At 62.5% G+C, this 14,604-nt stretch carries 14 protein-coding genes; 10 read left to right on the top strand and 4 right to left on the bottom strand.

Going from position 1 to position 14,604, the window contains the following annotated elements; translation table 11 throughout:
• Nucleotides 1-44: 44 nt before the first annotated feature.
• The 7 genes from KG698_RS08070 (at nucleotide 45) to KG698_RS08040 (ending at nucleotide 8,006) form a co-directional block, all read left to right on the top strand.
• A complete protein-coding gene (locus tag KG698_RS08070) occupies nucleotides 45-938 on the top strand; it encodes a homocysteine S-methyltransferase family protein (RefSeq protein WP_213685317.1) in 894 nt (297 codons plus the stop codon).
• A 76-nt stretch (nucleotides 939-1,014) separates the two neighbouring features.
• The gene (locus KG698_RS08065; RefSeq protein WP_213685065.1) at nucleotides 1,015-1,899 is read left to right on the top strand and encodes a LysR family transcriptional regulator; all 885 of its coding nucleotides are present in this window, start codon (nucleotides 1,015-1,017) and stop codon (nucleotides 1,897-1,899) included.
• A gap of 125 nt (nucleotides 1,900-2,024) precedes the next feature.
• On the top strand, nucleotides 2,025-2,501 hold the full coding sequence (locus KG698_RS08060) for a formate dehydrogenase subunit gamma (protein ID WP_213685064.1): 477 nt from the start codon (nucleotides 2,025-2,027) through the stop codon (nucleotides 2,499-2,501).
• Nucleotides 2,498-3,994, top strand: coding sequence for an NADH-ubiquinone oxidoreductase-F iron-sulfur binding region domain-containing protein (locus KG698_RS08055; RefSeq protein ID WP_213685062.1), 1,497 nt, complete (start codon nucleotides 2,498-2,500; stop codon nucleotides 3,992-3,994). The genes KG698_RS08060 and KG698_RS08055 overlap by 4 nt, the downstream gene beginning before the upstream one ends.
• Before the next feature lie 100 nt (nucleotides 3,995-4,094).
• Nucleotides 4,095-7,007, top strand: a complete 2,913-nt coding sequence (gene fdhF, locus KG698_RS08050; protein WP_213685061.1) for a formate dehydrogenase subunit alpha — start codon at nucleotides 4,095-4,097, stop codon at nucleotides 7,005-7,007.
• A complete protein-coding gene (gene fdhD, locus KG698_RS08045) occupies nucleotides 7,004-7,813 on the top strand; it encodes a formate dehydrogenase accessory sulfurtransferase FdhD (protein WP_213685060.1) in 810 nt (269 codons plus the stop codon). The genes fdhF and fdhD overlap by 4 nt, the downstream gene beginning before the upstream one ends.
• Nucleotides 7,803-8,006, top strand: coding sequence for a formate dehydrogenase subunit delta (locus KG698_RS08040; protein ID WP_213685059.1), 204 nt, complete (start codon nucleotides 7,803-7,805; stop codon nucleotides 8,004-8,006). The genes fdhD and KG698_RS08040 overlap by 11 nt, the downstream gene beginning before the upstream one ends.
• Before the next feature lie 60 nt (nucleotides 8,007-8,066).
• Here the strand turns inward: KG698_RS08040 and KG698_RS08035 are convergent, their stop codons facing one another.
• Genes KG698_RS08035 through KG698_RS08025 form a run of 3 tightly spaced genes read right to left on the bottom strand, consistent with a single transcriptional unit; the run spans nucleotide 8,067 to nucleotide 12,359 of the window.
• On the bottom strand, nucleotides 8,067-9,275 hold the full coding sequence (locus KG698_RS08035) for an HlyD family efflux transporter periplasmic adaptor subunit (RefSeq protein ID WP_213685058.1): 1,209 nt from the start codon (nucleotides 9,273-9,275) through the stop codon (nucleotides 8,067-8,069).
• Between the two features lie 4 nt (nucleotides 9,276-9,279).
• Nucleotides 9,280-11,637, bottom strand: a complete 2,358-nt coding sequence (locus KG698_RS08030) for an FtsX-like permease family protein (protein ID WP_213685057.1) — start codon at nucleotides 11,635-11,637, stop codon at nucleotides 9,280-9,282.
• Between the two features lie 5 nt (nucleotides 11,638-11,642).
• Nucleotides 11,643-12,359 carry an ABC transporter ATP-binding protein gene (locus KG698_RS08025; RefSeq protein ID WP_213685056.1) on the bottom strand — a complete coding sequence of 239 codons (717 nt, stop codon included), beginning with the start codon at nucleotides 12,357-12,359 and terminating at the stop codon, nucleotides 11,643-11,645.
• A 153-nt stretch (nucleotides 12,360-12,512) separates the two neighbouring features.
• On the opposite strand from KG698_RS08025, the gene KG698_RS08020 reads away from it, so the two are divergent.
• Complete coding sequence (locus KG698_RS08020) at nucleotides 12,513-13,091, top strand: hypothetical protein (protein WP_213685055.1); 579 nt, start codon at nucleotides 12,513-12,515, stop codon at nucleotides 13,089-13,091.
• A gap of 69 nt (nucleotides 13,092-13,160) precedes the next feature.
• Here the strand turns inward: KG698_RS08020 and KG698_RS08015 are convergent, their stop codons facing one another.
• Entirely contained in the window at nucleotides 13,161-13,367 is a 207-nt protein-coding gene (locus tag KG698_RS08015; protein ID WP_213597737.1) for a cold-shock protein, read from the bottom strand.
• Nucleotides 13,368-13,769: 402 nt separating this feature from the next.
• Between KG698_RS08015 and KG698_RS08010 the strand changes: the two genes are divergently transcribed.
• Nucleotides 13,770-14,144, top strand: a complete 375-nt coding sequence (locus KG698_RS08010; RefSeq protein WP_213685054.1) for a hypothetical protein — start codon at nucleotides 13,770-13,772, stop codon at nucleotides 14,142-14,144.
• Entirely contained in the window at nucleotides 14,144-14,602 is a 459-nt protein-coding gene (locus KG698_RS08005) for a DUF1499 domain-containing protein (RefSeq protein ID WP_213685053.1), read from the top strand. The genes KG698_RS08010 and KG698_RS08005 overlap by 1 nt, the downstream gene beginning before the upstream one ends.
• The last annotated feature ends 2 nt before the right edge of the window (nucleotides 14,603-14,604 follow it).

Raw genomic sequence — 14,604 nt, 5'->3', positions numbered from 1 at the left:
CTTACAGGCCACATTGGACCCAAGCGCATGGCAGGAGCAGCCCGATCATGACAATCACGCTTCTTGATGGCGGTATGGGCCAAGAATTGATCCATCGTGCGGGCGACAGGCCCACACCGCTATGGTCGACGCAAGTGATGATGGCCCATCCCGGTTTGGTCGAACAGGTCCACAGCGATTATTTCGCCGCCGGTGCGCAGATTGCCACGACCAATACCTATGCCATCCATCGCGACCGCTTGATCCATGAGGGGCTGGAGCATCTGTTTGCCGATCTCCATGCCGCCGCTATCGCCGAGGCGATGGCCGCGCGCCAAGCCCATGGTCAGGGGCGTATCGCGGGTTCGGTCGGCCCCTTGGTGGGCAGCTACCGCCCCGATCTGCACCCCAAACCCGAGATGGCCGTGCCGCTTTATGGCGAGATCGTCCAGATCCTCGCGCCGCAGGTTGACCTGATCTTGTTTGAAAGTGTCGCCTCGCTCATGCATGCCGAAACCGCGCTTGCGGCGGCGAAAGCGGCGGGCAAGCCGGTTTGGCTCTCGGTCACGCTGGATGATGCCGATGGGTCGCGCCTACGCTCGGGCGAGGCGGTGGCCGATCTGTTGCCGATCCTTAAGGCAGGCGGTGCTGTGGCGGCGCTCGCCAATTGCTCGATCCCCGAGGCGATGCCCGCAGGACTGGCCGCATTCGCCAAGGGCGATCTGCCCTTTGGTGCCTATGCCAATGGCTTCACCAAAATCAGCGAGGGCTTCTTGGCTGATCGCCCAACCGTCGATGCCCTGTCGGCGCGCACCGATTTAGGCCCGATGGTTTATGCCGACCACGTGATGGGCTGGATCGACCAAGGTGCCACCATCGTCGGCGGCTGCTGCGAAGTCGGCCCCGCCCATATCGCCGAGATCGCCCGGCGTTTGCGGGCCAAGGGGCTACTTGAATAGGGTAGAGACCGACCTGCCACCTGATTGATTGCATTTCGCTATTGAAATTTGCCGCAATGGTCGTGAACTATCAATCATGATCAACAAGCTCGAAATGTTCATCGCGGTGGCCAAGGAAGGGCATTTCGGGCGTGCGGCCGAAAGCCTTGGGGTCACGCAGCCGACGCTATCGACCGGCATCAAGCAGTTGGAAGAAAACCTTGGCGTGCAGCTGATCTTTCGCGGCTCGCGCTATGGCGGTTTAACACCCGAGGGCGCGCGCGCGCTGGTTTGGGCGCGCAGGCTGGTAGGTGACGCCCGCGCCTTTCGCGAAGAGATGCGCGTCAGCCGTCACGGTCTTTCTGGCCATCTGCGCCTTGCGGTCATTCCAACGGCGCTGACATGGGCGGCAAAACTCTCGGCCCGCTTTGCCGAGGCTCACCCCAAGGTGCGCTTTACTATTCTGTCGCGCAATTCATCCGACATATTGAAAATGCTCGAAAATCTCGAGGTGGATGCCGGGCTCTCTTATCTCGACAACGAGCCTTTGGGCCGGATGACGACCGCGCCGATCTATACCGAGCGCTATACGTTGGTGTGCCATGCGGACAATCCCTTGGCCTTGCAGTCACAAGTGACATGGGCCGATCTGGCGGGGGAGCGGCTGTGTTTGCTGACGCCCGATATGCAGAACCGGCGCATCATCAACCAATGCTTCATGGAGGCCGATGTCACCCCAGATGCCTTGGTCGAGGCAAACTCGACCCTTGTTCTGGCGGCCCATGTCGAACAGGGCGGTTGGGTGACGATCCTGCCCTCGGACATGGCGCGATTCTTGAGTGCTGGCAAACACTTGGCCATTGTGCCGATCATGGGCGCGCATGTGGAGCATATCGTGGGGCTAGTGGCGCCTTTCCGTGAACCACATACGCCGGTGCTTGACGCGCTTTTGACGCAAGCGGCGGGGTTGAACCGGGCATGAGCGTCGCAAATCGCGCGGCGATGGTCGTGCGGGCTTCATTGGGTTTCTCTATCGATCAACGGAATAGCGATATTGATTGTTGATCGCTGATCGTGACACTGGCCCTTGGATATCCGGAGCCAGACATGACCAGCCCATCCCATGCAGTGCGGCCCGACGGGCTTGCCGAGATCGACGCCATCATTGCCGCCCATCTGTGGCGGGAGGGGCCGCTGTTGCCGATCTTGCATGCGGTGCAGGCCGCCTTTGGGTTTATCCCGCAAGCAGCGCATGCGCCGATCTGTGCAGCCCTGAACATCACCAAGGCCGAGCTGCATGGCGTGATCAGTTTTTACCATGATTTCAGGGACAAGCCCGCCGGTGTTCATGTGCTGAAGATCTGCCGCGCCGAGGCCTGTCAGGCCATGGGCGGCGCGGCAATGTCCGCGGCGGTTCTGGCCAAGCTTGGCCTTGATTGGCACGAGACAAGCCGCGATGGGCGGGTAACGGTCGAGCCGGTTTATTGCCTTGGCCTATGCGCCTGCGCGCCTGCGGCGATGGTGGATGGCAAGCTTAAGGCGCGCGTGACGCCCGAGATCTTGCTGGCGGAGTTGGGCGCATGAAGATTTATGTTCCCCGTGATGCGGCGGCGCGTGCGCTTGGTGCCGATGCAGTCGCTGCAGCTTTTGCCGATTTGGGGCATCAGGTCATCCGCAATGGATCGCGCGGGATGATCTGGCTGGAACCCTTGGTCGAGATCGAAGAAAATGGCATGCGCCGCGCCTATGGACCGGTTGCGCCGGGCGATGTGGCGGGGATTTTGGCGGGCAGCGTTGAAAGCCTTGGGCCAGTTGAAAACATTCCGTTTTTCGCGCGTCAGACGCGGCTGACCTTTGCGCGCTGCGGGCTGATCGATCCGCTCAACCTTGCAGATTACGAGGCCCATGGTGGGCTGAAGGGGCTGCGCCGTGCGCTGGAGATGGGTAGCGATGGCATCATCGCGCAGATGAAGGAAAGTGGCCTGCGCGGGCGCGGCGGCGCGGGCTTTCCCACGGGCATCAAATGGGAGACCGTCGCGCGCGCGGCAGGTCCGCAGAAATACATCGTCTGCAATGCCGATGAGGGCGATAGCGGCACCTTTGCCGACCGGATGATCATGGAGGGCGACCCGTTTTCCGTGATCGAGGGCATGGTGATCGCGGGGCTCGCGGTGGGGGCCAGCAAGGGCTACATCTATATCCGCTCGGAATATCCAGATGCTATCGAGGTGATGTCGCGCGCTGTTCGTATTTGTCATGATAACAATATTTTGGGGCGTGTTCTTCACACAACGCATGAATTTGATATCGAGATCCGCGTGGGTGCCGGCGCCTATGTCTGCGGCGAGGAGACATCGCTGCTCAACTCGCTCGAGGGCAAGCGCGGGGTCGTGCGCGCCAAGCCGCCACTGCCTGCGCTCGAAGGGTTCATGGGGCGGCCGACAGTTGTGAACAACGTGATCTCGCTGGCCACTGTGCCAGTGATTTTCGAGAAGGGCGCGGATCACTACGCAAGCTTTGGGCTTGGTCGGTCCAAGGGCACCATGCCGATCCAGATCGCGGGCAATGTCGCGCGCGGCGGCCTGTTCGAGACGGGTTTTGGTATGCCCTTGGGCGCTTTGGTCAATGAGATTGCCGGTGGCACGGCGACGGGGCGACCCGTGAAGGCCGTGCAGGTGGGCGGGCCGTTGGGGGCGTATTTTGCGCCCGCCAAGTTCGACACGCCCTTTGCCTATGAGGAATTCGACGGCCAAGGCGGGTTGATCGGTCATGCGGGTGTGGTGGTCTTTGACGATGCCGCGGATATGCGCGCCATGGCGCGTTTCGCGATGGAATTTTGCGCGGTCGAGTCTTGTGGGAAATGCACGCCTTGCCGCATCGGCGCGGTGCGCGGCGTGGAGACGATTGACCGGATCGCGGCGGGTGACGCATCGGCGGTGCCGCTTTTGGTCGATTTGTGCGAGACGATGAAGCATGGCTCGCTCTGTGCGCTGGGGGGCTTTACGCCCTATCCGGTGATGAGTGCGCTGGAACAATTCCCCGAGGAATTCGCGGGCCGTCGGGAGGCAGCGGCGTGAGGGTGTTTCGCCGCCTTTGGCGTCGACCCGCGGGGGGCGCTGCCCCCCGAACCCCCCGGAGTATTTGGAAAGCAAAGATGGGCAGGGAGGCTATAGCGCCATGAAAGACTTCATCATTCCCTGGGGCGATGATCGCGATATGGGCACGCCTGCCAAACAGGGTGCGGCCGTCAGCTTGATGATCGATGGCTTTGAGGTCACCGTGCCCGAGGGCACATCGGTCATGCGGGCCGCGGCCATCGCGGGCATTGCCGTGCCAAAGCTTTGCGCCAGCGACAATCTGGAGGCGTTCGGCTCGTGCCGCTTATGCGTCGTTGAGATCGAGGGGCGGCGCGGCACGCCCGCCTCCTGCACCACGCCGGTGGCGGCGGGGATGGTGGTGAAAACCCAATCCGAGCAGGTCAAGCGTATCCGCAAGGGTGTGATGGAGCTTTATATTTCGGACCATCCGCTCGATTGCCTGACTTGCAGTGCAAATGGCGATTGCGAGTTGCAGGATATGGCGGGGGTGGTGGGCCTGCGCGATCAGCGCTTTGAGGCACCCGAGGGGGGCATGCGCACCCATTTCGCGGCGCGCGACACAAGTGGCATCGCCAATCCCGAATGGATCGCCAAGGACGACAGCAACCCCTATTTCACCTATGATCCGGCCAAATGCATCGTGTGCAACCGCTGTGTGCGGGCCTGCGAGGAGGTTCAGGGCACATTCGCGCTGACCATCGAGGGGCGCGGGTTTGAAAGCCGCGTGTCGGCGGGCGGTGTTGGCGACGATTTCATGGCATCTGATTGCGTGAGTTGCGGGGCTTGTGTGCAGGCCTGCCCGACCGCGACCTTGCAGGAGAAATCGGTCATCGCACTGGGCACGCCGACGCGCTCGGTCATCACCACTTGCGCCTATTGCGGGGTGGGCTGTTCATTCAAGGCAGAGCTGAACGGTGACGAATTGGTGCGCATGACGCCCTATAAGCATGGCGCGGCCAATCGCGGGCATAGCTGCGTCAAGGGGCGGTTTGCCTATGGTTATGCCACGCATAGTGATCGCATCCTCAAGCCCATGATCCGCGAGACTATCGACCAGCCGTGGCGCGAGGTGAGTTGGGAGGAGGCGCTGGGGTTTGCGAGCGCCAAGATGCGGGGCATTCAGGCTAAGTATGGGCGCAAATCGGTGGGGGTAATTACCTCGTCGCGCTGCACCAATGAAGAAACCTATCTGGTTCAAAAGCTGACGCGGGCGGTGTTTTTGAACAACAACACCGACACTTGCGCGCGGGTCTGCCATTCGCCGACGGGCTATGGTTTGGGCCAGACATTCGGCACGAGCGCCGGCACGCAGAATTTCGATTCTGTGGCCGAGGCCGATGTGGTCGTCGTGATCGGGGCCAACCCGACCGATGGGCACCCGGTCTTTGCTTCGCGCCTTAAGAAACGGCTGCGGGCTGGTGCCAAGCTGATCGTGATCGACCCGCGTCGGATCGATCTGGTGAAAACGCCCCATATCGAGGCCGCCCATCATTTGGCCCTGCGCCCCGGCACCAATGTGGCGGTCGTGACCGCCCTAGCGCATGTGATCGTGACCGAGGGGCTGTTTGACGAGGGCTTTATCCGCACCCGCTGCGATTGGGACGAGTTCCAAGAATACGTCGAGTTCATCAGCGATGTCCGCCATTCCCCCGAGATGACCGAGATCTTGACCGGCGTTGCGGCGGAGGAGTTGCGCGCGGCGGCCCGGCTTTACGCCAAGGGCGGCAATGGCGCGATCTACTATGGGCTGGGTGTGACCGAGCATTCCCAAGGCTCGACCACCGTGATGGCGATTGCCAATCTTGCGATGATGACCGGCAATATCGGGCGTGAGGGTGTGGGGGTGAACCCGCTCCGCGGTCAGAACAACGTGCAGGGTTCCTGCGACATGGGGTCGTTCCCGCATGAATTGCCGGGCTATCGCCATGTGAAAGGCGCCGAGGTGCGCGCGATTTTCGAGGGCGCTTGGGGGGTCACGATCGACCCAGAGCCGGGCTTGCGTATTCCCAACATGCTCGACGCCGCCGTGTCAGGTCAGTTCAAGGGGCTCTATTGTCAGGGTGAGGATATCTTGCAATCCGATCCCGACACACGCCATGTCGCGGCGGGGCTTGCGGCGATGGAATGCGTCATCGTCCATGATCTGTTCCTGAACGAGACGGCGAATTACGCCCATGTGTTCTTGCCCGGCTCCACCTTCCTTGAGAAAGACGGCACCTTCACCAATGCCGAACGCCGTATCAACCGCGTGCGCAAGGTGATGGCACCGCGCAATGGCTATGCCGATTGGGAGATTACCCAGATGCTGGCCAATGCGATGCTGGAAGCAGAAGGGCGGCCCTTGTGGCATTACACCCATCCGTCCCAGATCATGGAAGAGATCGCGGCCACCACCCCCGGTTTTGCCAATGTCGATTACGCGATGCTGGAGGAAAAGGGATCGGTGCAGTGGCCCTGTAATGATGCCAATCCTGAAGGCTCTCCCATCATGCATGTCGATGGCTTCGTGCGCGGCAAGGGGCGGTTCATCGTCACCGAATATATCGCGACCGAGGAACGGACCGGGCCGCGTTTCCCGCTGCTTTTGACGACGGGGCGTATTCTGAGCCAATACAATGTCGGCGCGCAAACGCGGCGGACGGAAAACACCATCTGGCATTCCGAGGATGTGTTGGAAATCCACCCCCATGATGCCGAAGTGCGCGGCGTGAAAGAGGGCGATTGGGTCAAGCTTGGCTCGCGCTCGGGCGAGACATCTTTGCGCGCGCATCTGACGGATCGGGTTAGCCCCGGCGTGGTTTACACGACCTTTCACCACCCCACGACACAGGCCAATGTGATCACCACCGATTTTTCCGATTGGGCGACGAATTGCCCGGAATACAAGGTGACGGCGGTGCAGGTGGGGCTGTCGAACGGGCCGACGGATTGGCAAGAAAGCTACGAGGAACAGGCACGCCTGTCGCGGCGCATCTTGCCGGCGGCGGAATGAGGGCCAGCCGCTCCATATCGGCGCGCGCCTTGGGGCCGGAGGGCGCGCGTGAGATTGCGCGCTCGCTTCCCGAAGAGGTGGCGGTGGCAGTGACCTGTAACGGCTCGACCCAAGCGGTGATGATGTGCAGCCCCACCGATCTGGAAGATTTCGCGCGCGGCTTTGCCTTTACCGAAGGCTATGCCAGCCCCGATCAGATCGCGCAGATCGAATTGGTCGAATTGCCCCAAGGGATCGAGGCGCGGCTTTGGATCGCGCAGGAGGCAGCCGATGCTTTGGGCGCAAGGCGGCGCATGATGATGGGGCCCGTGGGCTGTGGGCTCTGCGGGATCGACAGTCTGGAACAGGCGATGCGCGATCTGCCGCGATTGGATTGCGCGTTGCGGCTTGATTGGGCCGAAGCAGCAGAGGCGGTTGAGGGCTTGCGCGCCCATCAACCGTTGCACGATCTGACCCATGCGGTGCATGCGGCGGGGTTCTTGGTGCCGGGCCAAGGGATCATCTGCGCGCGCGAGGATGTGGGCCGTCACAACGCGCTCGACAAGCTGATCGGGGCCTTGCTTGCCGCCGACATCGACCCGGCCAGCGGTGCCATTGTTTTGACCAGCCGGGTATCGGTCGAACTGGTGCAAAAGGCGGTGATCGCGGGCTGTGGCGTGCTTTTGGCCGCCTCGGCACCCACGGCGCAGGCCTTGCGCTTGGCCGAGGATGCGGGGTTGAGCGTGGCTGGCTTCGCACGCGGCGGAAGGATCGAGATTTTTACCCATCCCGAACGGATCCTTGGAGGAAACGTCGATGTCGCATGACAAGCTTATTCGCATGGCCAACCAGATCGCGAGCTTTTTCAAGACCCAGCCCGGTCGCGATCAGGCCGAGCGTGTCGCGGCCCATCTCAAGGATTTTTGGGGGCCAGAGATGCGCGCGGCGCTCAAGGATCAGGCCAAGTCTCATGAGGCCGAGCTTGACGATCTGGTGCGCCGCGCGCTGCCGTTGATCTAGGGCAGGCGGGTTTTCGAAAACTCGCCCCAGACGCGGTTTTCTAGCCGCGTGGCCGCGCCCCTAGAGGTTACGCCGATCCACCACGGCCACACCGTCGCGTACGGCTGCGCCGGGGTGGGTGATGATGATCTCTCCTTCGCTGAGCCCCGCCAGCACTTGCGCCATGCGAGTGCCGCGTTGGCCGATGGCGATCGCCCTTTCACGCGCACGCCCATCTTCGACGATAAAGACCGCCCAGCCTTCCTCGCGGCGGAAAAGCGCGCCTAGCGGCACTTGCAGCGCGCTGTCGCTTTCCCAAGCGATGATGCGCAAGAAGACCGCGAAGCCATGCCCAAGGCCCGCCCGGGCGGCGGGCGATGTGGTGATCTGAAAGATGCCATCGACCCGTTGCTCTGAAATGCCCAGTGCCGAGACGCGGGTCTCAGCCAAGGGTTCGATCCGGTCCAGCACCGCCATGAGCGGGTCCGGTCCACCCCATCGCTCGACCAGCGCGGCCGTGCCTGGACGAAGGCCTACTGCATCAGCTGACAATAGATCGGCGACGATTTCGAGGTCGCTGGGATCGCCGATACTGACCAAGGGCGCGCCGAGCGGCGCAGGGTGTTCACTAATCGTGGCGATGGACAATACGACCCCATCGCTGGGCGCGGTCAGTTCGACACAGCAGCTTTCGGGGGCGTGGCCGGCGGTTGGCGCGAGAAGCGCGGCGCGCGCGCGGTCCAGATGGCCTTGCGCCATGGCGCTGCGCGCTTGCGCGGCTTGCAAGGCGGCCTCGGCCAGCGCGAGCTGTTGACTGACGGTTTCCATCTGGGTCAAGGCGGCCACCCCGCGTTCGAGCAATGCGCGGGTGCGATCGCGCTGTAGCGTGGCAAAGCGGGTATCTTCCTCGGCGCGGGCGAGTTCGGCGCGGGCCAAATCATAGGCCGCCATCGCTTCGGCGACGGCGGCTTCGGCCTCGGTTCGGCTGCGCCAATCCAAAAGTGCAGGCGCGGCTGGTTCGACCCGCGCCACGATGCTTTGCCCGGCTTGCACCCTGTCGCCCACCGCGACAGGCGCGCGGCGCGCGGTCCCCGCGATAGGGGCGGCCACCTCGAAGATTTCGCGGATGCGCGTCTGGCCATCGGCGTCGATGGTGATGCGCATCGGCGCTGCGGTGACGGTGAACAGGTCGACGGGCACCGGATCAGTGCGTAAGGCGACAAAGCCCAGCAACGCCAATAATCCCATCCCGGCCAGCCCAAGGCCAATCCCTCGATGTGTGAAGGTCATTGCGTCATTCCCTTGTTTTCATGACAGCGACCAGATCCATCCGGTCGATCCGTCGCCGCACGATCAGAACCGATGCTAGGCTTGCGCCAAGCACCACAAGGCTGGCGCGCGCGAAATCGGCAGGGGCCAGCACAAGCGGGATGGCGTAAATATCGGAGCTAAAGCCACGCGCCAAGGCCGCAGCGATCAGCGCGCCCATCAGCCAGCCCAAGGGTTGGGCGACGAGCGCGATCAACATCGTCTCGCCTATCAGCACAAGGCTGACCTCGGCGCGCGAGAAGCCGATGATGCGCAGGCTCGCCAATTCGCGCGCGCGCTCGGAAAGCTGGATGCGCGCCGCATTATAAGCCACGCCAATGGTGATCAGCACCGCGATCACCGCATAGACACCGTTTACCACCACCACATTCTCGCTGATGGTCTCTTGAAAGCTTTGGCGGTTCTCGGTCATCTCGATCACACCGCCAAGCAGGGGCGTCGCGTGCAATGCGCGCTGCAAATCAGGCAGCATGGCGGGATCATACAAGATATTGGCGACCGACATCTGTGGGCTGCGCCGAAACAACTGGTCGAGATGCCCCATCTCAACATAGGCCCCAAGGCCGAAATACTGTTCGATGAGGCCTGCAACGACCATTTCATGGGTTTCGCGCTGGCCTGTGTGAAAACTGACCCAAAGCCTGTCGCCCACCCCTGCCTCAAGCTGGGCTGCAAGCCGGTCAGAGAGCAAAATACCCCCCGGCGGTGGTTCGATGGCGGTGCCGTCAGCCCCGATCACGCGGCTGAGTTCGGCGCCATAGGGGCGCGCCTCGATCGAGACGCGTTTCTCGCGCGGCCCGCGGCGCAAGGTGGCGGGGTGAAATTGCTGCGCCTCGGCTTGCATGACACCGGGCAAGCGGCGGATATCGACCAAGGCACTGATGGGGAGCTCGGCGCTGAGCAAAATCGCAGCATCTTGGCGGTAGGTCTGGTTGAAGGCCAGATCGATGATCCGGTCAAGCGCGCCGAACATGAAGCCGGCCGCGATGACCGATGCGGTGGCAGCCCCCAGTCCCACAGCCGTCAGCGCGCTGCGCAGCGGCCAGCGGATCAAGCTGCGCAAAACCATTGTGGTGGTCTGGCGCAGCCGCAGCGCGGCCATGGCGCGGTCGATGCCTGTTTTGCGAAAGACCGGGGGCGCGGGTGGCTGCATCGCGATGGCGGGCGGCAAGCGGGCGGCGATCAGCGCCGCACGCAGCGCGCCCACCAGTGTACTGGCAAGCCCGGCCAAGGCCGACATCGCATAGACCCATCCCGGCACATGGAAGATCAGATAGGGGAAATCGAAGAACTGCGCGTATTGCCCCGCCATGGCACGGGCAAGGATGCTGCCCGCCACCCAGCCAAGTGCGACGCCAAGCCCTGCGATCATGCCAGCCAGTAACAGGTAATGCAGCGCGATCTGCCCATCGCCATAGCCCAAGGCCTTGAGCAGCCCGATCTCGGCACGCTCTAGCGTCACGATGCGGCTCATCACCATGCCGACCAGAAAGGCTGCGATCGCGAAAAACACCGGCGGCACCACCATGGCCATGGCGCGCAGTTGGTCGATCTCGGCCGCGACGAAGGCATCGCTGATCTGGCTGTCGCGCCCATAAGCGCCCCGCCCGCCGTAAGGATCGAGAAGCTGGTCAAGTGCCTCGATCACATCGGCTGGTACCGCATCGATGCCCAAGCGCAGGGCAAGGTGGTTAAACGCGCCGACCATGTCGAAGGCGCTTGCGATATCGGCCTGTGTCAGCCACAAAATGCCAAAGCCGGCATTGTCGGGCATCAGCGCGCCGGGCCCGATGGTATAGATAAACTCGGGGCTGACGGCGGTGCCCGTAATCGTCAGGTCGCGGGCTTTCCCATTGATATTGGCCGAAAACACATCGCCGGGGACAAAGCCGTTGGCCTTTGCGAAGGCATCGGAGATCATCACTTCGCCCGGGCGTTCAGGGGGGGTGCCGCTGCGCAAGATCGGCAGGTTCAAGAGCGGCGCGCCATCCTCGGGCCAGGCCAAAAGCCGGCCCATCGCCACCGCGTCGCGGTCCGGCAGGTCCAGCACGGCCATGCCCTGCACCCGGGCCTCAAGCATGCGCAGGCCGGGGATGGCGCGGATCTCTTCCAATAGGCTAAGCGGTGCGCGGCGCGCCTCGGCAAAGATATCGGCGAAACGGTTGCGCTCGTAATAGGCATCGCGTGTATCGACCAAGGCGCGGTGCATGCCAAAGGCCGTCAACAAGATCGCCACACCACAGGCCAGCACAACGTCAATCGCCACACCTTGCACCCAAAGCCGCTGAAAATCGCGCATGAGCTTGAGATCGAGCGCCTTCATCGCGTCTACCAGCTGATATCTTGCGGGGCGAGGCGCGTCTGGTTGACCGTGACATCAGCGATCTTGCCATCGGCAAAGCGGATCACGCGATGCGCCATGCCGCGGATCGCGGCGTTATGGGTGATCACCACGGTCGTCGTCCCCATCGTCTCGTTGATCTGTTTGAGCGCGTCGAGCACGGCTGTCCCGGTTTTGCTGTCGAGCGCGCCTGTGGGTTCGTCACACAACAGCACCTCAGGGCGTTTGGCGATAGCGCGTGCGATGGCGACGCGCTGCTGCTCGCCGCCCGAGAGTTCCGCCGGAAAGTGATCGGCCCGCGGGCTGAGGCCGACACGGTCCAATGCCTCGTCAGGGGCCATCGGATCGATAGCGACATCGGTGACCAGTTGCACATTCTCGCGCGCGCTGAGCGAGGCGACGAGATTGTAGAACTGAAACACAAAGCCCACATGGCCGCGCCGGTAGCGCGTCAGCGCGCGCTCGCTCAAACCGGTCAACTCCAGATCGCGAAACCACACCCGCCCTGCGCTGGCGTGATCAAGCCCGCCCAGAATATTGAGCAAGGTCGATTTGCCCGACCCTGAGGGGCCAAGCAGCACCGTGAACTCACCGCCGTAAAGCTGAAGATCGACACCCGCGAGGGCATGCACCTTGAGTGTGCCTGTCTCATAGACCTTGCTCAGGCCTTCGGTACGAAACACGATGGGGTGGGTGTTGGTCATGACCTTGCCAGATTGGCACAGGGTGCCACGGCTAGGCTTGACATGTCGCAAGCTGGGCGCTGGGCGGCCCCGTCGATTGACCCCCGTCAACCCGGGCGCGACGCGATGCCAATAAGCTTGGCAGCACATCGTTGCCTGCCAAGGAGATCATCCATGGATCAGACCGAACCAGCGCCGCAGCGGATGCAGGTGATCGACATCCCCGAGGCGGTAGCCATTTTCGACCGGCGCGACGACCTTCACGCGGCGATTTATGATCTGCGCACCTTGGGCTTTAGCCGGCATGATATCAGCCTTTTGGCCCGCCAAGATGTGCTGGAACAGAAGTTGGGCCGCGCGTATTGGCGGGCTGATGAGCTGGCCGATGATCCAAAGGCACCGCGCGCGGCCTTTGTCTCGGAGGATGCCATCGGTGCACTTGAGGGCAGTATCGCGGGCGGTTTCTTTTATATCGGATCAATGATCGCGATGGCGGCGATGCTGGGGCCGGCCAGTACCTTGGCGGCCTCTATCGCGGCCATTGCCATTGGCGGAACGCCTGCGGCGGTGTTGGGGGTCTTGCTGGCCCGGCGCGCGGCGCTGCCGCATCAGCGCAATTACGCATCCCAGCTCGAGCATGGGGGCATGTTGCTTTGGGTGCGGTTGCGTGACGCCGCGCATCGCGATCTGGCCGTCAAGATCTTACAAGGCCATTCAGGGCGCGAGGTGCATGTGCATGGCTGGAGCATGTGAACCCGACACGCCCGACGCATGAAAAAAGGGCACCGCTGGGCGCCCTTTTCCAATCGAAGCGATCCGAGATTACATCAGTTCGATGTTCACGGCGCTTTCGCGGCCATCACGGCCTTTTTCAAGGTCGAATTTGACCTTCTGGTTGTCGGCAAGACCCGTCAGGCCCGAGCGCTCGACGCCCGAGATATGGACGAATACGTCCTTCGCGCCGCCATCGGGAGCGATAAAGCCGTAGCCTTTGGTGGTGTTGAACCATTTCACGGTGCCAGTGGCCATAACCGTGTCTCCTGTCAGTTACACGCTGCCCGCACCATGCGGCAGCCCGGCGTCACCCATGCAAGATCGAGAGCACAAGCTTCGCATCGCGGCGAAAGACAGGGGTCGATAGAGTAGAGATAGCCCAGTTCTTATGCCCGTTTTCCAATCGAAAGTAAAGTATGATGGGGGCAGGGTGCCGCTAGGTGGCATGATCTGCATCAAGGCGATGCGGGCGGTCATCGCCCTAGATCTGCGCGACCCTGCCAAAGCTGAGGGACGCAGCATCAGCAGCCCCAACAGCACGGGACGCGTTACACATCGTCGCCTTGGCACCCCGGCGCATGGATCGCGGTTACGGGTGTCGCAACCGTATCCAAGCGCAACATCGCTGCGATGATCTGTCGTTGCCGGGGATTGGTGGTGCAATCGCGCCGCCATTTCGATGCGCTCATCGCAAGGGTCAAAGGTTTGGCCGCGCCGCCCGTCATCGTGATCTGCCTAGAAAGAGCCGATGCGATCGCGGACGACTTACAGACAGCCCTTCTGGGCGAGAGCGATTGGATTATCTTTACCGGTGGGAACCGGCAAATTGCGGCCCCCATCCGCGCCTTGGCGCTGGAAAAGCTGGCCTTTCTGGGGCTGCTGGTGGATGAAGGCGCGAATGCCGCGCATGCGCCCCGGATCAACAAGGGCAAGGTTGCGATCCTTGTCATGGCGACCGATGAGGAACAGATGATTGCACATGCGGTGCGACAGGCGCTTGCCGCGATACCAGATGAAAAGGGACCAATGTGATGATGCGGATGATCTTAATCGTGCCGATCCTCTTGGTATTGGCGGTTCTAGCCGCCGGTGTGTGGTTCCGCCTTGCGCCGATGAACCCTGTCCAATGGCATGTGGCGCCTGCGGATGTTATCCCGCCGTCCAGCCCCAATTTCGCTCTCCGGGTCGGCGTGGACGCGCCGGTTTTCGCGCAAAGCCCAGAGGTTGTTGCTGATCGGCTGGCTATCGTCGCGCAAGATGCCGGGGCCAAGATCATCGCGGGCAGCCCGCAAAGCGGGCATGTCAGCTATGTGGTGCGGTCGCGGATCATGGGGTTTCCTGATGCGATCTCGATCCGTCTTGTGCCGGAGGGGGCGGGGACGAAGCTCGAGATTTTCTCGCGCTCGCGCTATGGTTACAGCGATCTGGGCGTGAATGCTGCGCGCGTTGCGGCATGGATCGCGGCGCTGGGCGCGCAGACGGGGTCTTGACC

It is taken from the genome of Roseicyclus sp. (genome assembly GCF_018402035.1).
In the GTDB taxonomy this organism is placed as follows: Bacteria; Pseudomonadota; Alphaproteobacteria; order Rhodobacterales; family Rhodobacteraceae; genus Roseicyclus.
The sequence above is the reverse complement of the archived record's forward strand: the minus strand, read 5'-3'. Positions and strand labels throughout refer to the sequence as shown.

Coding starts and splice junctions, on each gene's coding strand:
- KG698_RS08055 (WP_213685062.1), top strand. CDS start 2,498: ATGAAGATTTATGTTCCCCGTGATGCGGCGGCGCGTGCGCTTGGTGCC.
- fdhF (WP_213685061.1), top strand. CDS start 4,095: ATGAAAGACTTCATCATTCCCTGGGGCGATGATCGCGATATGGGCACG.
- KG698_RS08030 (WP_213685057.1), bottom strand. CDS start 11,637: ATGAAGGCGCTCGATCTCAAGCTCATGCGCGATTTTCAGCGGCTTTGG.
- KG698_RS08040 (WP_213685059.1), top strand. CDS start 7,803: ATGTCGCATGACAAGCTTATTCGCATGGCCAACCAGATCGCGAGCTTT.
- KG698_RS08065 (WP_213685065.1), top strand. CDS start 1,015: ATGATCAACAAGCTCGAAATGTTCATCGCGGTGGCCAAGGAAGGGCAT.
- KG698_RS08060 (WP_213685064.1), top strand. CDS start 2,025: ATGACCAGCCCATCCCATGCAGTGCGGCCCGACGGGCTTGCCGAGATC.
- KG698_RS08015 (WP_213597737.1), bottom strand. CDS start 13,367: ATGGCCACTGGCACCGTGAAATGGTTCAACACCACCAAAGGCTACGGC.
- KG698_RS08005 (WP_213685053.1), top strand. CDS start 14,144: ATGATGCGGATGATCTTAATCGTGCCGATCCTCTTGGTATTGGCGGTT.
- KG698_RS08025 (WP_213685056.1), bottom strand. CDS start 12,359: ATGACCAACACCCACCCCATCGTGTTTCGTACCGAAGGCCTGAGCAAG.
- KG698_RS08035 (WP_213685058.1), bottom strand. CDS start 9,275: ATGACCTTCACACATCGAGGGATTGGCCTTGGGCTGGCCGGGATGGGA.
- fdhD (WP_213685060.1), top strand. CDS start 7,004: ATGAGGGCCAGCCGCTCCATATCGGCGCGCGCCTTGGGGCCGGAGGGC.
- KG698_RS08020 (WP_213685055.1), top strand. CDS start 12,513: ATGGATCAGACCGAACCAGCGCCGCAGCGGATGCAGGTGATCGACATC.